At 70.2% G+C, this 17831-nt stretch carries 22 protein-coding genes; 7 read left to right on the plus strand and 15 right to left on the minus strand.

Annotation, left to right across the window (positions count from 1 at the left end):
* Positions 1-588: hypothetical protein (locus tag ACTYVM_RS00595; protein ID WP_445523986.1), on the minus strand; the 588-nt coding region annotated here is incomplete at its 3' end.
* Positions 585-767, minus strand: coding sequence for a hypothetical protein (locus ACTYVM_RS00600; protein ID WP_445523987.1), 183 nt, complete (start codon positions 765-767; stop codon positions 585-587). The genes ACTYVM_RS00595 and ACTYVM_RS00600, both read right to left, overlap by 4 nt.
* 154 nt (positions 768-921) lie before the next feature.
* Here ACTYVM_RS00600 and dapA point away from each other — a divergent pair, with 154 nt between their 5' ends.
* Both dapA and ACTYVM_RS00610 read left to right on the plus strand, forming a co-directional pair.
* The gene (dapA, locus tag ACTYVM_RS00605; protein WP_445523988.1) at positions 922-1824 is read left to right on the plus strand and encodes a 4-hydroxy-tetrahydrodipicolinate synthase; all 903 of its coding nucleotides are present in this window, start codon (positions 922-924) and stop codon (positions 1822-1824) included.
* A gap of 39 nt (positions 1825-1863) precedes the next feature.
* Entirely contained in the window at positions 1864-2016 is a 153-nt protein-coding gene (locus ACTYVM_RS00610) for a hypothetical protein (protein WP_445523989.1), read from the plus strand.
* Between the two features lie 313 nt (positions 2017-2329).
* Here ACTYVM_RS00610 and ACTYVM_RS00615 read toward each other — a convergent pair whose 3' ends face one another.
* Entirely contained in the window at positions 2330-2614 is a 285-nt protein-coding gene (locus ACTYVM_RS00615) for a hypothetical protein (RefSeq protein ID WP_445523990.1), read from the minus strand.
* Between the two features lie 483 nt (positions 2615-3097).
* Here ACTYVM_RS00615 and galE point away from each other — a divergent pair, with 483 nt between their 5' ends.
* Complete coding sequence (galE, locus tag ACTYVM_RS00620; protein ID WP_445523991.1) at positions 3098-4093, plus strand: UDP-glucose 4-epimerase GalE; 996 nt, start codon at positions 3098-3100, stop codon at positions 4091-4093.
* A gap of 474 nt (positions 4094-4567) precedes the next feature.
* On the opposite strand, the gene dapD is transcribed toward galE, so the two are convergent.
* From dapD to ACTYVM_RS00675, 11 genes are all read right to left on the minus strand, one after another.
* Entirely contained in the window at positions 4568-5557 is a 990-nt protein-coding gene (dapD, locus tag ACTYVM_RS00625) for a 2,3,4,5-tetrahydropyridine-2,6-dicarboxylate N-succinyltransferase (RefSeq protein ID WP_445523992.1), read from the minus strand.
* 112 nt (positions 5558-5669) lie between these two features.
* Positions 5670-6221 carry a TetR/AcrR family transcriptional regulator gene (locus ACTYVM_RS00630; RefSeq protein WP_445523993.1) on the minus strand — a complete coding sequence of 184 codons (552 nt, stop codon included), beginning with the start codon at positions 6219-6221 and terminating at the stop codon, positions 5670-5672.
* On the minus strand, positions 6221-6541 hold the full coding sequence (locus tag ACTYVM_RS00635; protein ID WP_400026352.1) for a DMT family transporter: 321 nt from the start codon (positions 6539-6541) through the stop codon (positions 6221-6223). Before ACTYVM_RS00635 ends, ACTYVM_RS00630 begins: the two co-directional genes overlap by 1 nt.
* A 154-nt stretch (positions 6542-6695) precedes the next feature.
* Positions 6696-7028, minus strand: a complete 333-nt coding sequence (locus tag ACTYVM_RS00640; protein ID WP_010039749.1) for a metal-sulfur cluster assembly factor — start codon at positions 7026-7028, stop codon at positions 6696-6698.
* A complete protein-coding gene (sufU, locus tag ACTYVM_RS00645) occupies positions 7025-7492 on the minus strand; it encodes a Fe-S cluster assembly sulfur transfer protein SufU (protein ID WP_445523994.1) in 468 nt (155 codons plus the stop codon). The genes ACTYVM_RS00640 and sufU overlap by 4 nt, the downstream gene beginning before the upstream one ends.
* Positions 7493-7508: 16 nt before the next feature.
* On the minus strand, positions 7509-8765 hold the full coding sequence (locus ACTYVM_RS00650) for a cysteine desulfurase (RefSeq protein ID WP_445523995.1): 1257 nt from the start codon (positions 8763-8765) through the stop codon (positions 7509-7511).
* Positions 8762-9526 (minus strand): Fe-S cluster assembly ATPase SufC, encoded by a 765-nt coding sequence (gene sufC, locus ACTYVM_RS00655; protein WP_400026350.1) that lies wholly within the window; start codon positions 9524-9526, stop codon positions 8762-8764. The genes ACTYVM_RS00650 and sufC overlap by 4 nt, the downstream gene beginning before the upstream one ends.
* 7 nt (positions 9527-9533) lie before the next feature.
* Entirely contained in the window at positions 9534-9857 is a 324-nt protein-coding gene (locus ACTYVM_RS00660; protein ID WP_445523996.1) for a bifunctional 3-phenylpropionate/cinnamic acid dioxygenase ferredoxin subunit, read from the minus strand.
* Entirely contained in the window at positions 9854-11038 is a 1185-nt protein-coding gene (gene sufD / locus ACTYVM_RS00665; RefSeq protein WP_445523997.1) for a Fe-S cluster assembly protein SufD, read from the minus strand. The genes ACTYVM_RS00660 and sufD overlap by 4 nt, the downstream gene beginning before the upstream one ends.
* 80 nt (positions 11039-11118) lie before the next feature.
* Positions 11119-12540, minus strand: a complete 1422-nt coding sequence (gene sufB / locus ACTYVM_RS00670) for a Fe-S cluster assembly protein SufB (protein WP_445523998.1) — start codon at positions 12538-12540, stop codon at positions 11119-11121.
* Positions 12537-13307, minus strand: coding sequence for a helix-turn-helix transcriptional regulator (locus tag ACTYVM_RS00675; protein WP_445523999.1), 771 nt, complete (start codon positions 13305-13307; stop codon positions 12537-12539). Before ACTYVM_RS00675 ends, sufB begins: the two co-directional genes overlap by 4 nt.
* 162 nt (positions 13308-13469) lie before the next feature.
* Between ACTYVM_RS00675 and ACTYVM_RS00680 the strand changes: the two genes are divergently transcribed.
* From ACTYVM_RS00680 to ACTYVM_RS00695, 4 genes are all read left to right on the plus strand, one after another.
* Positions 13470-14282 carry an AAC(3) family N-acetyltransferase gene (locus ACTYVM_RS00680; protein ID WP_445524000.1) on the plus strand — a complete coding sequence of 271 codons (813 nt, stop codon included), beginning with the start codon at positions 13470-13472 and terminating at the stop codon, positions 14280-14282.
* A 31-nt stretch (positions 14283-14313) separates the two neighbouring features.
* Positions 14314-15237, plus strand: coding sequence for an ABC transporter ATP-binding protein (locus ACTYVM_RS00685; protein ID WP_445524001.1), 924 nt, complete (start codon positions 14314-14316; stop codon positions 15235-15237).
* Between the two features lie 261 nt (positions 15238-15498).
* On the plus strand, positions 15499-16215 hold the full coding sequence (locus ACTYVM_RS00690) for an ABC transporter permease (protein WP_400026610.1): 717 nt from the start codon (positions 15499-15501) through the stop codon (positions 16213-16215).
* 45 nt (positions 16216-16260) lie between these two features.
* Positions 16261-17268, plus strand: a complete 1008-nt coding sequence (locus ACTYVM_RS00695; RefSeq protein WP_445524002.1) for a COX15/CtaA family protein — start codon at positions 16261-16263, stop codon at positions 17266-17268.
* Between the two features lie 145 nt (positions 17269-17413).
* On the opposite strand, the gene ACTYVM_RS00700 is transcribed toward ACTYVM_RS00695, so the two are convergent.
* On the minus strand, positions 17414-17746 hold the full coding sequence (locus ACTYVM_RS00700; RefSeq protein WP_445524003.1) for a hypothetical protein: 333 nt from the start codon (positions 17744-17746) through the stop codon (positions 17414-17416).
* Positions 17747-17831: the final 85 nt, after the last annotated feature.

Below are 17831 nucleotides of genomic sequence, written 5' to 3' on the forward strand. Positions count from 1 at the left end.
GGGGGGGGGGGGGGGGGGGGGGGAGGGGGGGGGGGGGGACAAAAAACCCCCCCCCCCCCCCCCCACGACCCGCAGCCCGTCCCCCGCCAGCCGTGCGAAGCCGGCGAACGTCACGGACGTGCGGCCGCGCAGGCAACCCGCGCAGACGGCGGTCAGCGCCCACCAGCCGGGCCTGCCCCAGCCCGCGTCGGCCAGGGCGGAGGCGGGCGCGCCGCACGCGCACGGGCCGACCGTCGCCGTGTGCACCCGCTGGCGGGCGTAGCGGAATCCGCGTTCGTAGCGGATGTAGCTGCCGAGGACGGAGACCTTCAGCAGGACGGCGCCGCGGTGCTCGGCCGTGCAGAGCAGGGCCTCGGCGGCGGCGCGTCCGCACACGCAGTGGAAACCGCAGTCGCACCGGCGCACGGGTGGCCGGTGGCGACGGCCGTAGACGCAGGCCGCGTCCGCGACGACCCCGTACGGCAGCGCGCCGCCGAGCGACACACCCGTGAAGCGGGCCCGGGCTCCGTCGTGGGACAGCACCGGGTGGGCGATCTTGTATCCGGTCGGCGGCTCCGTCGGGCGTTCCGCGGGCAGCCGCAGCCTCATCGGGCGGCCGGAGCCTCTTCGGGCGCGACGGCGGCCTGCGGTGCCCGGATCTCCTGGCTCGCCCGGAATTCCCCGGCCTCCTGGATCCCCTGGCTCGTCTCGGGGAGTCCGGACTTCTCCGCGCGGACCGGCGACCGTTCCTCCGCGACTCCGGTGGCCAGTGCCTTGCCGAGCTTCATGACGCCTCCCGTACCTGCCCGTCGGTGACCTCCAGCCCATGGTGACGCATGACGGGCAACTTGGACACGGGACACCTTCGATCCAGCTTTGCTTAGGGGTATCCGGTAGAAGAATTAAGTGGAGCTTCACAATCGACCGGTCGACACTGCTCTCATGACGACCACAACCCCTCCCGCCCCTCCCTTCGGCCGCGCCCTGTGCGCCATGATCACGCCCTTCACCGACGCGGGCGCGCTCGACCTCGACGGCGCCCAGCGGCTCGCCGACCGCCTGGTGGCCGACGGGTGCGACGGTCTCGTGCTCAGCGGCACGACGGGCGAGTCGCCGACCACGACGGACGCCGAGAAGTCGGCGCTGGTCCGGGCCGTGCGCGAGGCGGTCGGTGAGCGCGCCTCGATCGTCGCGGGCGTGGGCACCGCCGACACCCGGCACACCGTGGAGCTGGCGCTGGAGGCGGAGAAGGCGGGCGCGGACGGGGTGCTGGTGGTGACGCCGTACTACAGCAGGCCACCGCAGGACGCCGTGGAGGAGCACTTCCGCACGGTGGCGGACGCCTCCGGGCTGCCCGTGGTGCTCTACGACATCCCCGGCCGCACCGGCACACGCATCGAGCCGGACACCATGCTGCGACTGGCCGCGCATCCCCGGATCGTGGCGGTCAAGGACTGCTCCTACGACTTCCTCGGCACCCAGAAGGTCCTGGCCCGCACCGAGTTGGCGTACTACGCGGGCTGCGAGGAGCACATCCTCGCGCTGTACGCGGTGGGCGGGGCCGGATACGTCAGCACGGTCGCGAACCTCGTCCCACGCCAACTGCACTCTATTCTCGACGCGTTCGACGCGGGCGACACCGCTGGCGCCGCCCGCCTCCAGCAACAGGCCACCGACCTCATCGAGTCGACGATGTCCGCCGGCCTGCCCGGCACGGTCACCGTCAAGGCCCTCCTGAACGACCTGGGCCTGCCCGCGGGCCCGGTCCGCGCCCCCCTGCGGCCCGCCGACCGCGAGACGACCGACGGGCTGCGGGCAGCGTACGAACGACTGCAAGCGGCGTAGTCACGGCTACGCGCCCGCCGTCATGACACCACGTCAGTCATGGCTGTTCAGCTCGCCCGCATACGCCACGTTGTCCCACGCCTGCCGCTGCTCGTGGCGCCCAGCACAGCGGCGGACGACCACGAACGTTGGCGCGACCACCCGCCCAAGCGGCGGGTGAGTTCCGCCAGCACCCTGCCCTCCGCGGGCTGACGGGGCCGTTTCTGTCTGCAACGGTACCCGGCGGAGGCCCGCCTGCGCGGCGGCGGACGGTCGGGAAGCCTGAAGCCGACGGGGTCCAGCCCTCGCGCAGGGCGCGTTCGATGACTTGGGCAACGTCGGATGGCAGTACCGCCTTGCCCTCGCGTCCGACCCAGTTGCTCGGGTGCGCCTGGCTGGTCGCAACCACGAGCGTTGTCCCCGGAATGTCAGCATGCTCAACCGCGAGCGTGCAGGCACACGTTGGTGGGACGGCTGGCCCAAGACCGTCCCGCGCATGCCACACGCAGAAGTCCGGCTGGAGAAACTAGAACCCCGCCAGTAGGGCGGCGATCAGGAGGAGAGCGACCACGGCCCCGAAGATGACACCCGCCATGGAGAGAACTTTCCAGGTGGGGGCCAGAGCGGTGCGGGCGATTTTAAGGTTGATGACCGCGCCGAGCACGCCGATGAGGCCGCCGAGCAATCCACCGATGAGGGGCAGGCCCAGGGGGAGGGTCGCGAGTATGCGTTGCCATCCAGGAAGATTACGGATTTGAGTGAGCCAGTTCTCTTTTGAGGTATCCAGGCGGAGATCGGGCATTTCAGCCATGTGGGCTTCCTCGGTAGCTTGAGAGTGGAAAGCGTGAAGATCCCAGAGCTGCCGGACACACATGGAAACTGTCCATTAACGATCAAGTGGAGCTGGATGTCATCGCAGGGAATTCGCCACTCCTCCACGGGCCGAAGCCTCACGACGGGAGTCGGCGCACTCAACTCGGGCCATTTCACGCTCGTTTCTCGCGCGTTGGCACGCGTCGTCCAGCCTTCATCCGATGCGACTAACCACCTCGACTGGTCCGAGTGGAGGCGTCGCCACCAGGCCGTGAGGCTGTCGGGGATCTTGAAGAGCGGGAGCGGCGACAGCGTCAGGCATTGAGGTTCTCGGCAAGCGCCGCCGGTATCGCTGCGGGTGAGTGCCGTCGTTACCCGGGGCCGGCCCATCTGGGCTGCCGATCTCTCCCGCCGGGTGTCTCCGCCAGCCTTGCCGCCGACTGCCAACTGGGGCTGCAATGAAGCCGGGAGAAGGGACATCGTGGTGAAGACGCTTGTCGCGGGAGGAGCCGGTTACATCGGCAGCACCGTCGCCTCGGCCTGCCTGGACGCAGGCATCACCCCCGTGATCCTGGACAGTCTTGTCCGGGGCCGCCGCGAGTTCACCGTAGGCCGTACCTTCTACGAGGGCGATATCGCGGACGGCGCGCTGGTCGACCGGATCTTCGCGGAGCACCCGGACATCTCCGCGGTGGTGCACTGTGCGGCGCTGATCGTGGTGCCCGAGTCCGTCGCGGACCCGATCGGCTACTACGAGGCGAACGTGGCCAAGAGCCTGGCCTTCGTCGGTCACCTGCACCGCAACGGCTGCGACCGCATCATCTTCAGCAGCTCGGCCTCCATCTACCAGGCCGAGGATGGCTCGCCCGTCGACGAGGACTCACCGCTGGCGCCGCAGAGCCCCTACGCACGGACCAAGGCCGTGTGTGAGGAGATGTTCGCCGACATCGCCGTGACGGGACCGCGTGTGCTGTCGCTGCGCTACTTCAACCCGGTCGGGGCCGACCCGCAGCTGCGCACCGGGCTCCAGCTCAAGCGGCCCAGCCATGCTCTGGGCGTACTGATCCAGGCACATGACGAAGGCCGTCCGTTCCCGGTCACGGGCACGGACTACCCGACACGCGACGGCTCGGGCATCAGGGACTACGTGCACGTCTGGGATCTCGCCGCCGCCCACATCGCGGCGATTGAACGCTTCGACACCATCCTCGTGGGGGCGGCACGCTCGATCGCGATCAACCTGGGTACGGGCTCGGGGACCACAGTTCGCGAGTTGTGCGCCGCGTTCAACAACGTCGTCGACACACCTCTGGCGACCATGGACACCGACCGGCGGCCCGGTGACGTCGCGGGCGGCTACACGCAGAGCGACCGGGCGGACAGGCTGCTGGGGTGGAGGCCGAAGTTGTCCCTGGAAGACGGCATCCGGTCGGCCCTGGACTGGATGCCGGTGCGCGACAAGCTGTTGAAGGACTGAGTGCCTGACGCTCTCGAGGGTCTTGAGGGTCAGGACTTCCCTGCGGTGCGCCATGCGGTTGGCCTTGGGATGCGCTGCCGGTCCAGGAAGCTCTGGGGACGAAGGGGCTGGCCAAGCTCCGAATATGAACATCCCCATCCCGTCTCCGGGGCCAATCACAGCTCCGTCGGCAGTCTCTCAGGCAGTGGGCAGGCGGTGTGGTGCTGCGCGGCGATGTCGAGGGCGGTCTCCAGGCGGGTTGCGGCGACGGCGTTGGCGATGTGCCCGCGGCGCATTGGAGCAGCCGACGACGGCACCGGGGACGGGTTCAGATCGAACTCCCCGTTCGGTGCTCACGCACGAGCGCCCTCCCAGGCCGTCCTCGGGCTGTGGAAGGGCGCTCAACCATGACCGACGTCGACCTCTGTCGTCGGCTCAGAGCGGCAGGTCAGAGCGTTGGTCCAGTACGCGGCCGCAGGTCACGGCCGCCCATGGTCAGTTGTGGCTGTGCAGGATCTCGTTCAGGCCGCCCCAGACCGCGTTGTTCGGGCGGGCCTCGACGGCGCCGGTGACCGAGTTGCGGCGGAAGAGGATGTTGGAGGCGCCGGACAGCTCGCGCGCCTTGACGATCTGGCCGTCGGGCATCGTCACCCGGGTGCCGGCGGTGACATAAAGGCCGGCCTCGACCACGCACTCGTCGCCGAGCGCGATGCCGACGCCCGCCTCGGCGCCGACCAGGCAGCGCTCGCCGATGGCGATGATCACGTTGCCGCCGCCGGAGAGCGTGCCCATGGTGGAGGCGCCGCCGCCGATGTCGGAGCCGTCGCCGACCACGACGCCGGCGGAGATGCGGCCCTCGACCATGGAGGTGCCGAGGGTGCCCGCGTTGAAGTTCACGAAGCCCTCGTGCATCACGGTGGTGCCCTCGGCGAGGTGCGCGCCGAGCCGCACCCGGTCGGCGTCGGCGATACGGACGCCCTTCGGGGCGACGTAGTCGGTCATGCGCGGGAACTTGTCGATCGAGGTCACCTGGAGGTGCAGGCCCTGGGCGCGGGCGTTGAGCCGCACCTTCTCGATGTCTTCCACGGCGACCGGGCCGAGCGAGGTCCAGGCGACGTTGGCGAGGTGACCGAAGATGCCGTCCAGGCTCTGGCCGTGCGGCTTGACCAGCCGGTGCGAGAGCAGGTGGAGGCGCAGGTAGACGTCGTGCGCGTCGATCGGCTTCTCGTCGAGCGAGGCGATGACCGTGCGGACCGCGACCACCTCGACGCCCCGGCGCGCGTCCGGTCCGATCGCCGCGGTGGCGCCGTCGCCGAGCAGCTCCGCGGCCCGCTCGGCGGACAGCCGCTCGCTGCCGGCCGGGCCGGGCTGGTCCGTCAGCTCGGGGGCGGGGAACCAGGTGTCGAGAACGGTGCCGTCGGCGGCGATCGTGGCGAGTCCGGCGGCCACGGCGCCGATGGTGCGGGGAGCAGTCGTGTCGGTCATAGAAGGAAACCTAACGTGAGGCGGCGCGCACCGGCGAACCGGTGCGGTGGGCGTCTCATGTGCCGGTCCGCGGCCCACGCGGGAGGTGGCGCGGCGGGCGCGCCAACCCTGCTCAGGTGTCCGCGGACGGCGGGATCACCCGCGCCAGGATCTCGCGCGCGTAGCCCTCGTCGTACGGGGTTCCGGTCAGCAGCACCTGGAGGCAGATGCCGTCCATCAGGGCCACCAGGGCGCGGGCGGTGGTGGGGTCGGTGCGGCGGGAGAGCAGGGCCGCGACGTCCTCGGCCCACTCGGCGGCGACGGGACGGAGCGCGGGGCGACGCAGGGCGGCGAGGTACAGCTCGTACTCCAGCTCGACTCCAGTGCGGTCACCGGCCAGCCACTGCCCCATCCAGCCCGCGAGCGCGTCCGCGAGGTCGGTGCGCGGGTCGTCGAGGCCGCCGCGCGCGGCGATCACCTTGGCGAACCCCTCGTTCGCCTGCCCGAGGGCCGCGACCATCAGCTCGTCCAGGGTCCGGAAGTGGTAGGTGGTGGAGCCCAGCGGTACGTCCGCCTCCTCGGCCACCGTGCGGTGGGTCAGCCCGGCGAGGCCCTTGGCGCCGACGACGCGCAGCGCCGCGTCGATGATCCGCTGCCGCCGCTCGGGGTCGTACCGCCGGGCCATCAGTGGGCCCCGCCCAGGCTGAGCACGACCACTCCGCCGATGATCAGGACGATCCCCGCGACCTTGGCGAGGCCCATCCCCTCCCCGAACAGCACCAGACCGAGGGCGGCGACGGCCGCGGTGCCGATGCCGGACCAGATCGCGTAGGCCGTGCCGATGGCCACGGTCCGCAGGGTCCGGGCGAGCAGCACGAAGGACAGGACGTACCCGAGGACGGTCACCAGCGAGGGCCCGAACCTGCTGAAGCCGTTGCTGTACTTCATGGCCGTCGTGGCGGCGACCTCCGCGGCGATGGCGCCGACGAGCAACACGTATCCCATGGGGGCGAGCGTATCCACCGATGTGTACGGTCGTACATATCGAGGGGCCGCGATGTCGATGCCGTCACGAAGAGCGGAACGACGAACGGGTGAGCGGAACGACGAACGGCGAGGCCCGTTCGGACCTCGCCGTTGGTCGTCGTGCTCGTGGATCTCAGACGTTGAAGCCGAGCGCCCGCAGCTGCTCGCGGCCGTCGTCCGTGATCTTGTCGGGGCCCCACGGCGGCATCCAGACCCAGTTGATGCGCAGCTCGTTGACGAGGCCGTCCGTGGCGGACTTGGCCTGGTCCTCGATGACGTCGGTGAGCGGGCAGGCCGCGGACGTCAGGGTCATGTCGACGGTCGCGATGTTCGACTCGTCGACGTGGATGCCGTAGATCAGGCCGAGGTTGACGACGTCGATGCCCAGCTCGGGGTCGACGACGTCCATCAGGGCCTCGCGGAGCTCCTCCTCCGAGGCCGGCTTCATCTCCACGGTCTCGCTCATGCGGTCTTCCTTTCGGCGTCGGCGCCGCCCAGCGCCTGGGCCGTCGCGTCCTTCCAGGCCATCCAGCTCAACAGGGCGCACTTGACCCGGGCCGGGTACTTGGACACCCCGGCGAACGCCACCGCGTCCTCCAGGGTCTCCTCCATCGCGTCGTCGGGCTCGATCCGGCCCTTGGACTGCATCAGCTCCAGGAAGGTCTCCTGGATCTTCTGCGCCTCGGCCAGTTCCCTGCCGACGAGCAGGTCGTTCAGCACGGAGGCCGAGGCCTGGCTGATCGAGCAGCCCTGGCCCTCGTACGAGACGTCCTCGATCGTCGTGCCGTCGTACTTCACTCGGAGCGTGATCTCGTCGCCGCACGTCGGGTTCACATGGTGCACCTCGGCGTCGCCATCCCTCAGACCACGCCCGTGCGGGTGCTTGTAGTGGTCCAGGATGACCTCCTGGTACATCGAGTCCAGCTTCATCCGATCGCTCGTCCCGTCAGCCGAAGAAGTTCCGTACGTGCTCCAGGCCGTCGACCAGAGCGTCGATCTCGGCCGGCGTGGAGTACAGATAGAACGACGCTCGCGTGGTCGCAGGAATTCCGTACCGCAGGCACACCGGCCGCGCGCAGTGGTGGCCCACGCGCACCGCGATGCCCTGCTCGTCGAGGACCTGGCCCACGTCGTGCGGGTGGATGTCACCGAGCGTGAAGGAGATCGCCGCGCCCCGGTCCTCGGCCGTGGTCGGGCCGATGATCCGCAGGTCGGGCACCTCCGCAAGCCGCCGCACCGCGTACTCGGTGAGCGCGTGCTCGTGGGCGAGGACCTTGTCCATCCCGATGGCGCTCAGGTAGTCGATCGCCGCGCCCAGACCGACCGCCTGCGCGATCGGCGGCGTGCCCGCCTCGAACTTGTGCGGGGCGGGGGCGTACGTCGACGAGTGCATCGACACCGTCTCGATCATCTCGCCGCCGCCGAGGAACGGAGGCAGGTCCTCGAGCAGCTCCTGGCGGCCCCAGAGCACACCGATGCCGGTCGGGCCGCACATCTTGTGACCGGTGAAGGCCACGAAGTCGGCCTGGAGGGCCTGCACGTCCAGCGGCATGTGCGGCGCGGCCTGCGAGGCGTCGATGCAGACCAGCGCGCCGACCTCCTGCGCGCGCCGGACTATCGCCTCGACCGGGTTCACGGTGCCGAGGATGTTGGACACCAGCACGAAGGAGACGATCTTCGTCTTCTCGGTGATGATCTCGTCGATGTTCGACAGGTCGAGGCGGCCGTCGTCGGTGAGGCCGAACCACTTCAGCTTCGCGCCCGTGCGCTGCGCCAGCAGCTGCCAGGGAACGATGTTGGAGTGGTGCTCCATCTCGGTGATGACGATCTCGGTCTCGTGGTCCACCCGGTAGGGCTCCTCGGCCCAGCCGAGCATGTTGGCCACGAGGTTGAGCGACTCGGAGGCGTTCTTGGTGAAGATCACCTCGTCGCGGCTCGGCGCGTTGACGAACGCGGCGACCTTGTCGCGCGCGCCCTCGTACAGCGCCGTGGCCTCCTCGGCGAGCACATGCACACCGCGGTGGACGTTGGCGTTGTAGCGCTCGTAGTACTCGCTCAGGGCGTCCAGCACCTGGCGCGGTTTCTGCGAGGTCGCCGCGTTGTCCAGGTACACGAGCTTCCGGTCGTCGTGGACCAGCCGGTCCAGGACGGGGAAGTCCTTGCGGATCGCCTCTGTGTCGAGGAGGCCCGGCAGCTGTGTCACGCGGATGCGCCACCCTTCACGTATGCCTCGTAGCCCTCGTTCTCCAGCTTGTCCGCGAGCGCGGGGCCGCCGGACTCGACGATCCGGCCGCCCGCGAACACGTGGACGTGGTCGGGCTTGATGTAGCGCAGGATGCGCGTGTAGTGGGTGATCAGCAGGGTGCCGACCTGGCCGCTCTCGCGGACCCGGTTCACGCCCTCCGACACGATGCGCAGGGCGTCGACGTCGAGGCCGGAGTCGGTCTCGTCGAGGATCGCGATCTTCGGCTTGAGCAGCTCCAGCTGGAGGATCTCGTGCCGCTTCTTCTCACCGCCGGAGAAGCCCTCGTTCACGTTGCGCTCGGCGAAGGCCGGGTCCATGGAGAGACGCTCCATGGCCTCCTTGACCTCCTTCACCCAGGTGCGCAGCTTCGGCGCCTCGCCGCGGACGGCGGTGGCGGAGGTGCGCAGGAAGTTGGAGACCGAGACGCCGGGGACCTCGACCGGGTACTGCATCGCCAGGAACAGGCCCGCGCGGGCGCGCTCGTCGACGGGCATCTCCAGGACGTCCTCGCCGTCAAGGGTGACGGAGCCGCTGGACACGGTGTACTTGGGGTGGCCCGCCAGGGCGTAGGCGAGAGTCGACTTGCCCGAGCCGTTGGGGCCCATGATGGCGTGCGTCTCGCCCTGCTTCACGGTGAGGTCGACGCCCTTGAGGATCTCCTTCGTGGCGTTGTCGGCCTCGACGGTGACGTGCAGGTCTCGGATTTCAAGCGTTGCCATGGATGCCTCAGGACTCCTGGGTGAGGGAGACGAGCACGTCGTCCCCTTCGATCTTTACGGGGTAAACGGGGACAGGGCGCGTCGCGGGGAGGCCGGACGGCTTGCCGGTGCGGAGGTCGAAGCTGGAGCCGTGCAGCCAGCACTCGATCTGGCAGTCCTCCACCTCGCCCTCGGAGAGGGAGACGTTCGCGTGCGAGCAGATGTCGTTGATGGCGAACACCTCCCCCTCGGTCTTCACGACCGAGACCGGCGTGCCGTCGAGTTCCACCCGCTTCGGGGTGTCCTCCTCCAGCTCGCTCAGTCCACAGACGCGTACGAAGGTGCCGCTCATCCGACCGCCGCCTCCAGTTCCTCCTCGATCTTGGCGATGAGGCGCTCCTCGATGTCCGTGACACCGATCTGCTGGACCAGCTCGGCGAAGAAGCCGCGGACCACCAGACGGCGGGCGTCCTGCTCCGGGATGCCGCGGGCCATCAGGTAGAAGAGCTGCTCGTCGTCGAAGCGGCCGGTCGCGGAGGCGTGGCCGGCGCCGACGATCTCGCCGGTCTCGATCTCGAGGTTCGGCACGGAGTCGACGCGGGCGCCGTCGGTCAGCACGAGGTTGCGGTTCATCTCGTAGGTGTCCGTGCCCTCGGCCTTGGCCTCGATCAGGACGTCGCCGATCCACACCGCGTGCGCGTCGTCGCCCTGGAGGGCGCCCTTGTAGGCGACGTTCGACTTGCAGTGCGGGGCGTTGTGGGTGACCAGGAGGCGGTGCTCCTGGTGCTGGCCGGCGTCGGTGAAGTACAGGCCGTACAGCTCGGCCTCGGCGCCGGGGCCGGCGTAGGTCACGCGCGGGTTCAGGCGGACGAGGTCGCCGCCGAAGGTGACGACGACCGACTTGAAGGAGGCGTCCCGGCCGATCAGCGTGTTGTGCTGGGCGACGTGCACGGCCTTGTCGTCCCAGTCCTGGATGGAGACGACGGTCAGCTTGGCGCCGTCGCCGAGCAGGTAGTCGACGTTGGCGGCGAGCACCGCGTCACCGGTGTGGTCGATGACGACGACGGCCTCGGCGAAGGCCCCGAGCTCGATGACCTGGTGGGCGTAGGCGACCCCGCCCTCGCCGTGCACCGCGATGCGGATCGGCTCGGTCAGGACGGCCTCCTTGGGGACGCTCACGACCGAGGCCTTCTCGAAGGCGGAGTAGGCCTGGGCGGCGACGCGGTCCACCGGGGTGCCGGCCTTGCCGAGCCGCGCGTCGTCGCGGCCGACGGTCTCGACGGTGACGCCGTCGGGGGCCTGGACGTCCACCTTGACGCCCTCGCCGGTGGCGGTCGCGGTGCCGTCGTGCAGACCGCGCAGCCGCTCCAGCGGGGTGAAGCGCCACTCCTCCTCGCGGCCGTGCGGGACCGGGAAGTCCGCCACGTCGAAGGAGGGCGGCGCGCTCATGCGCGTGGCGACGGTCGACTCGGCGGCGACCGCGATCTGGCCCGCGGTCGTCGAACCGACGGGGATGTTCTGGGCCTCAGCCATGGCTGTCGTATTGCTCGCTTTCTTGCGTATGGGCTGGATGGCGGACTGCGGGCCGGCGAATCGCCGGCCCGGGTCGGTGCTTAGCCGACCGCGCCCTCCATCTGCAGCTCGATCAGCCGGTTGAGCTCCAGCGCGTACTCCATGGGCAGCTCCTTGGCGATCGGCTCGACGAAGCCGCGCACGATCATCGCCATCGCCTCGAACTCGCTCAGACCACGGCTCATCAGGTAGAAGAGCTGGTCCTCGGAGACCTTGGAGACGGTCGCCTCGTGGCCCATGGACACGTCGTCCTCACGAACGTCCACGTAGGGGTACGTGTCGGAGCGGGAGATGGTGTCCACGAGCAGCGCGTCGCAGAGCACGTTGGACTTGGAGCCCGCGGCGCCCTCGCCGATCTCGACCAGGCCGCGGTACGAGGTACGGCCGCCGCCGCGCGCCACCGACTTGGAGACGATGTTGGACGAGGTGTTCGGCGCCATGTGGACCATCTTGGAACCGGCGTCCTGGTGCTGGCCCTCGCCCGCGAAGGCGATGGACAGGGTCTCGCCCTTGGCGTGCTCGCCCATCAGGTAGACGGCCGGGTACTTCATCGTCACCTTGGAGCCGATGTTGCCGTCGATCCACTCCATGGTCGCGCCCTCGTAGGCCACGGCGCGCTTGGTGACCAGGTTGTAGACGTTGTTCGACCAGTTCTGGATGGTCGTGTAGCGGCAGCGGGCGTTCTTCTTGACGATGATCTCGACGACCGCGCTGTGCAGGGAGTCGCTCTTGTAGATCGGGGCGGTGCAGCCCTCGACGTAGTGCACGTAGGCACCCTCGTCGACGATGATCAGGGTCCGCTCGAACTGGCCCATGTTCTCCGTGTTGATGCGGAAGTAGGCCTGGAGCGGGATCTCCACGTGCACGCCCTTCGGCACGTAGATGAAGGAGCCGCCGGACCACACGGCGGTGTTCAGCGCGGCGAACTTGTTGTCACCGGCGGGGATGACGGTGCCGAAGTACTCCTTGAAGAGCTCCGGGTGCTCCCGCAGCGCGGTGTCGGTGTCGAGGAAGATGACGCCCTGCTCCTCCAGGTCCTCGCGGATCTGGTGGTAGACGACCTCCGACTCGTACTGGGCCGCGACACCGGCGACCAGGCGCTGCTTCTCCGCCTCGGGGATGCCGAGCTTGTCGTACGTGTTCTTGATGTCCTCGGGCAGGTCCTCCCAGGACTCCGCCTGCTTCTCCGTGGAGCGCACGAAGTACTTGATGTTGTCGAAGTCGATCCCCGACAGGTCCGAGCCCCAGTTCGGCATGGGCTTCTTCTCGAAGAGCTTCAGGCCCTTCAGGCGCAGCTTGGTCATCCACTCCGGCTCCGACTTCTTGCCGGAGATGTCGCGGACGACGTCCTCGTTCAGACCACGCCTGGCAGAGGCACCGGCCTCGTCGGAGTCGGCCCAGCCGTATTCGTAGTTGCCCAGGCCCTCGAGTTCGGGGTGGGCAGTCTCCGTGGGGAGAGTCATGCGGGGTTCCTCCCGGCCGTGCTTGCGGATGCGTTGTGGCTGTGGTGATCGGTCTGGGAAATCTTGGGGATGAACGTCGTGCAGACGCCGTCGCCGTGCGCGATGGTCGCCAGTCGCTGGACGTGGGTCCCCAGCAGCTCTGCGAAGATCTCCGTCTCCGCCTCGCACAGCTGCGGGAACTGCTCCGCGACGTGGGCGACCGGGCAGTGGTGCTGACAGAGCTGCTCACCCCGCTGCGGGAGGGGCGCGTTGCGCGCCGTAGCAGCGTACCCGTCCACGCTCAGGGCCTTGGCCAGCGCCGCGGTGCGCTGGTCGGGAGCGACGGCCTCGATCGCCTTGCGGTACGCGCCCGCCTGCGCGGCGATCCGCGCCCGGGCGAAGGCGGCGACCGCCCCCTGCCCGCCCTCGTGCTCGGCGATCCAGCGGAGCGCGTCCACGGCGAGCTTGTCGTACGACTGGTCGAAGGCGTCCCGCCCGCAGTCGGTGAGCGCGAAGACCTTGGCGGGCCGGCCGCGCGTCCGCGCGCCGTACACCCGCTGCTCCCGCGCCTCGACCACGTCGTCGGCTACCAGGGCGTCCAGGTGGCGCCGCACGGCGGCCTGGGTGAGCCCGAGCCGGCCGGCCAGCTCGGCGACCGTCGACGGGCCGTGGTCCAGGATGGACCGCGCGACCCGGTTGCGCGTGGAGTGATCCGAGCGCAATCCGGTCGCGAACTCCTCCTGCGGGGCCCCCGTGGGGGTCTCCCGAGCCTGGCCGACGTTTTTCACAACGCCATTGTTGCGTAATTCCTCGAGACCTGACAAGCGGCGCTGCTCCGCCCGGGCGGTGCCCTGCATCACTTAGGCAAACCTAATCCCACCTGCGGAAACGATCTCCGGTCGAGCAAAGCGGTGGCATCCCCCCGCAGCCGTGCGCCAGACTGCCCGACCATGCCCACACCCCTGCCGACCGGCCCACTCGTCACCCGGGGCACGATCGCCGAGGCTCTGCGCGACCTCGGCGTCCGCCCCGGCGAGACCCTCCTCGTCCACTCCTCCCTCAGTTCGCTCGGCTGGGTCTGCGGCGGTCCGGTCGCGGTCGTCCAAGGGCTGCTCGACGCGCTCGGTCCCGAGGGCACGCTCGTGGTCCCCACCCAGTCCGGCGACCTCTCCGACCCGGCGCACTGGAGCAGACCGCCGGTACCCGAGGAGTGGTGGGACACCATCCGGGCCACGATGCCCGCCTACGACCCGCGGATCACCCCCACCCTCGGGGTCGGAGTGATCCCGGAGACCGTGCGCACCTGGCCGGGCACCCTGCGCAGCGCGCACCCGCACACCTCGTTCGCGGCGATCGGGCCCCGCGCCGCCGAGATCGTCGACGGGCACGCCACCGACTGCCGGCTGGGCGAGCGCAGCCCGCTCGCCCGGCTGGAGGCGCTCGGCGCCCGGGTGCTGCTGCTGGGCGCCGGATACGACTCCTGCACCTGCTTCCACCTGGCCGAGTACCGGATCCCCGCGCCGCTCGTGCGGGTGGGCCGGCCGGGGCCGCACGGCTGGGAGGTCGTCACCGACGTGTCCATCACCTCCGAGCGGTTCGACGAGCTCGGGCACGACTTCGAACGCGACCGGCCGGTGGTCCGCGGCACGGTGGGTGCCGCCCGGTCGCGGCTGTTCCCCCTGGCGGACGCGGTGGCGTACGCGCAGCGGTGGCTTCCGGTGCACCGGCCCCGGGAGGATGACTTCCCTCACCCGGCCGCCTGAGCCGTCCGGCGCGTCCCTAGACTTTGGCCTCATGCGAAGTGAGCCCGTGGTCCAGGTCCAGGCCCTGGTGAAGCGGTACGGCACGAAGACCGCGGTGGACGGCCTCGACCTGGTGGCCCGGGCGGGTGTGACCGCCGTGCTCGGCCCCAACGGCGCGGGCAAGACGACGACGGTCGAGACCTGCGAGGGGTACCGGCGGCCGGACTCCGGCACGGTGCGCGTCCTGGGCCTCGACCCGGTGAGACAGTCCGCGCGGCTCAGGCCCCGTATCGGCGTGATGCTCCAGTCCGGTGGCGTGTACTCCGGGGCCCGGGCCGACGAGATGCTGCGGCACGTCGCCAGGCTGCACGCCCGCCCGCTGGACGTGGATGCCCTCATGGAACGGCTCGGGCTCGGCAGCTGCGGGCGCACCTCCTACCGCCGGCTCTCCGGCGGCCAGCAACAGCGGCTCGCGCTCGCCATGGCCGTCGTCGGCCGGCCCGAACTGGTCTTCCTCGACGAGCCGACCGCCGGACTCGACCCGCAGGCCCGCCATGCCACCTGGGACCTCGTGCGCGACCTCTGCGCCGACGGCGTCTCGGTGATCCTCACCACGCACTACATGGAGGAGGCCGAGCAGCTCGCCGACGACGTCGCGATCATCGACGCCGGCCGGGTCATCGCCCAGGCCTCCCCGGAGGAGCTGTGCCGCGGTGGCGCCGAGAACACCCTGCGCTTCACCGGCCGCCCGGGACTCGACGTCGCCTCCCTCCTCAAGGCACTGCCGGCCGACTCCTCGGCCGCCGAGCTGACCTCGGGCTCCTACCGCGTCGTCGGCAAGATCGACCCGCAACTGCTGGCGACCGTGACGTCCTGGTGCGCGCAGCACGGCGTGATGCCGGACCACATCTCCGTGGAGCGGCACACCCTGGAGGACGTTTTTCTGGAGCTGACCGGCAAGGAGTTGCGCTCATGATTCCGGTGATTCCGGCCCACTTGAAGCACGGCCGGGGGTCCGGGGGTTGTCCCCCGGGAGAACACAGCCTGGAGCTGACCGGCAAGGAGTTGCGCTCATGATTCCGGTGATTCCGGCCCACTTGAAGCACGGCCGGGGGTCCGGGGGTTGTCCCCCGGGAGAACACAGCCTGGAGCTGACCGGCAAGGAGCTGCGCTCGTGACCACCGTCACCGCCACCGGTACGTACACCCCGGAGCCCGGCGCGGCCCCGCTGACCCGCATGATCGCGGCGCAGGCGGCGCTGGAGACGAAGATGCTGCTGCGCAACGGGGAGCAGCTTCTTCTCACCGTCGTCATCCCCACCCTGCTGCTGGTGCTGTTCAGCTCCGTGGACATCGTCGACACCGGCGCGGGCAGGGCGGTGGACTTCCTCACCCCCGGCGTCCTCGCGCTCGCCGTGATGTCGACCGCGTTCACCGGGCAGGCCATCGCGACCGGCTTCGAGCGGCGCTACGGCGTGCTGAAGCGGCTGGCCGCCTCGCCGCTGCCGCGCTGGGGACTGATGACCGCCAAGACGGCGTCGGTGCTGGTCACGGAGGTGCTTCAGGTCGTACTGCTGACCGTGATCGCCTTCGCGCTCGGCTGGTCGCCGCACGGCAACCCGTTCGCCGTGCTGCTGCTGATGGTGCTCGGCACCGCCGCCTTCTCCGGTCTCGGCCTGCTGATGGCGGGGACCCTGAAGGCCGAGGCGACCCTGGCCGCCGCCAACCTGGTCTTCCTGCTGCTGCTGGTCGGCGGCGGGGTGGTCGTACCGCTGGACAAGTTCCCGCCCGTCGCCCAGGACGTGCTCGGCCTGCTGCCCATCTCGGCGCTCTCCGGCGGACTGCGGGACGTGCTCCAGCACGGCGCCGGGATGCCGTGGGGCGACCTCGCGATCCTCGCCGTCTGGGCGGTGGCCGGTCTCGCGGCCGCCGGGAAGTTCTTCCGCTGGGAGTAGGACGCGATGGACCCTCGTGAAACCGTGCACAAGCGGACGCCTACGATGGATCGCGTGCCGAACCTGACCCGCGCCGACGCCATGGCCGCCGTGCGCAACCCGCTCGCCTTCATCGCCGAACGCTGGACCCCGCACCCGAGGACCGTCCGGCGGGCGGCCCTCTGCGCGCTCGTGATGGCGGTGGTCATCGTCGTCACCGGCGGCGCCGTCCGCCTGACCGGCTCGGGCCTCGGCTGCCCGACCTGGCCCACCTGCACGGACGACTCGCTGACCACCACCCGCGAGATGGGTGTGCACGGCGTGATCGAGTTCGGCAACCGGATGCTGACGTACGTGCTGTGTGCCGCCGTGGGCTGGGCGATCGTCGCCGCACGCGCCCAGAAGCCGTGGCGGCGCAGCCTCACCCGGCTGGGCTGGGCGCAGTTCTGGGTGGTCATGGGCAACGCGGTGCTCGGCGGCATCGTCGTCCTCGTCGGCCTGAACCCGTACACCGTCGCGGCGCACTTCCTGCTGTCCACGGCGCTGATCGCGGTCGCCACGGTGATGTGGCAGCGCACCCGCGAGGGTGACGCCGAGCCGCGCCCGCTGGTCGGCAAGCCGATCCGGCAACTGGTGGGGTTCCTGGTCCTCGCGAGCGTGCTGCTGATCGCGGTGGGCACGGTGGTGACCGGTGCCGGGCCGCACGCGGGCGACTCGAAGGAGGTCTCCCGCATCCCGATCGACTGGCAGACGGTCGCGAAGATGCACGCCGTGCTGGCGTGGATCGTGGTCACGCTGACGTTCGCCCTGTGGTTCATCCTCAAGGCCGTCGACGCGCCGCGGGGCCCGCTGCTGCGGACCCGCGACCTGTTCCTGATCCTGCTGGCCCAGGGCGCTCTCGGCTACGTCCAGTACTTCACGCACCTGCCCGAGGTCCTGGTCGGCCTGCACATGCTGGGCTCGTGCGTCATGTGGATCTGGGTGCTGCGCGTGCTGCTGTCGCTGCGCGAGCGGCCGCAGGCGGTGGCCGGCCTTCCGGGTCCCCTCGCCGAGGCGACGCCGGCCAGGGCCTGACGGCCGACGCCCAGCCGGGGCTCACCCCGGCCCGCACCCACGCTTCCAGCCGGCCGACCGGTCAGAACCCTGTATCCCAGAGGCCCTGACCGGTCGGTCGGCTGTCGGTGTCGCCGAGCCCGGTCCCGACGCTCCGCACCGGGGGTCAGCGGTTGGCGGGGCCGCCCAGCTGGAGGCCCGCCATGCGGCTCCACTCGTACGGGCCCGTCCGCACCTTGGCCGCGAACTCGCCGTCGAACGCCTCGTGGACGGTGATCCCGGACTTCTCCATCGCCTTCTCGGCGATGGCGTACGTCGGTGCCACGAGGTCGCCCCAGGTGCCGTCCTCGCCGACCAGGACGATCCTGGCGCCGCGCTCCCCCAGGTACGCGACCTGTCCCTCGGCCCCTCCATGGGCCTTGGAGAAGGAGCCGATCCGCCGCGCGAGGCGGGCGGCCCTGCGCTCGTTCTTGGGGTCAACCTGCTGCGTGTCTGCCATGTCTGGATGCTACCCACGAGTAGATCAAACGGCGACGGGCGGGGTGCGTGGCCTCGACCACGCACCCCGCCCGAGAAGAACCGCT

This window comes from Streptomyces cyslabdanicus (assembly GCF_052663305.1).

Excerpts from the sequence above, each read along its gene's own strand:
- ACTYVM_RS00600 (WP_445523987.1), bottom strand. The coding sequence starts at position 767 with ATGAAGCTCGGCAAGGCACTGGCCACCGGAGTCGCGGAGGAACGGTCG.
- dapA (WP_445523988.1), top strand. The coding sequence starts at position 922 with ATGACGACCACAACCCCTCCCGCCCCTCCCTTCGGCCGCGCCCTGTGC.
- ACTYVM_RS00610 (WP_445523989.1), top strand. The coding sequence starts at position 1,864 with ATGGCTGTTCAGCTCGCCCGCATACGCCACGTTGTCCCACGCCTGCCG.
- ACTYVM_RS00615 (WP_445523990.1), bottom strand. The coding sequence starts at position 2,614 with ATGGCTGAAATGCCCGATCTCCGCCTGGATACCTCAAAAGAGAACTGG.
- dapD (WP_445523992.1), bottom strand. The coding sequence starts at position 5,557 with ATGACCGACACGACTGCTCCCCGCACCATCGGCGCCGTGGCCGCCGGA.
- ACTYVM_RS00630 (WP_445523993.1), bottom strand. The coding sequence starts at position 6,221 with ATGGCCCGGCGGTACGACCCCGAGCGGCGGCAGCGGATCATCGACGCG.
- ACTYVM_RS00635 (WP_400026352.1), bottom strand. The coding sequence starts at position 6,541 with ATGGGATACGTGTTGCTCGTCGGCGCCATCGCCGCGGAGGTCGCCGCC.
- ACTYVM_RS00640 (WP_010039749.1), bottom strand. The coding sequence starts at position 7,028 with ATGAGCGAGACCGTGGAGATGAAGCCGGCCTCGGAGGAGGAGCTCCGC.
- sufU (WP_445523994.1), bottom strand. The coding sequence starts at position 7,492 with ATGAAGCTGGACTCGATGTACCAGGAGGTCATCCTGGACCACTACAAG.
- sufC (WP_400026350.1), bottom strand. The coding sequence starts at position 9,526 with ATGGCAACGCTTGAAATCCGAGACCTGCACGTCACCGTCGAGGCCGAC.
- ACTYVM_RS00660 (WP_445523996.1), bottom strand. The coding sequence starts at position 9,857 with ATGAGCGGCACCTTCGTACGCGTCTGTGGACTGAGCGAGCTGGAGGAG.
- sufD (WP_445523997.1), bottom strand. The coding sequence starts at position 11,038 with ATGGCTGAGGCCCAGAACATCCCCGTCGGTTCGACGACCGCGGGCCAG.
- sufB (WP_445523998.1), bottom strand. The coding sequence starts at position 12,540 with ATGACTCTCCCCACGGAGACTGCCCACCCCGAACTCGAGGGCCTGGGC.
- ACTYVM_RS00680 (WP_445524000.1), top strand. The coding sequence starts at position 13,470 with ATGCCCACACCCCTGCCGACCGGCCCACTCGTCACCCGGGGCACGATC.
- ACTYVM_RS00685 (WP_445524001.1), top strand. The coding sequence starts at position 14,314 with ATGCGAAGTGAGCCCGTGGTCCAGGTCCAGGCCCTGGTGAAGCGGTAC.
- ACTYVM_RS00690 (WP_400026610.1), top strand. The coding sequence starts at position 15,499 with ATGATCGCGGCGCAGGCGGCGCTGGAGACGAAGATGCTGCTGCGCAAC.
- ACTYVM_RS00695 (WP_445524002.1), top strand. The coding sequence starts at position 16,261 with ATGGATCGCGTGCCGAACCTGACCCGCGCCGACGCCATGGCCGCCGTG.
- ACTYVM_RS00700 (WP_445524003.1), bottom strand. The coding sequence starts at position 17,746 with ATGGCAGACACGCAGCAGGTTGACCCCAAGAACGAGCGCAGGGCCGCC.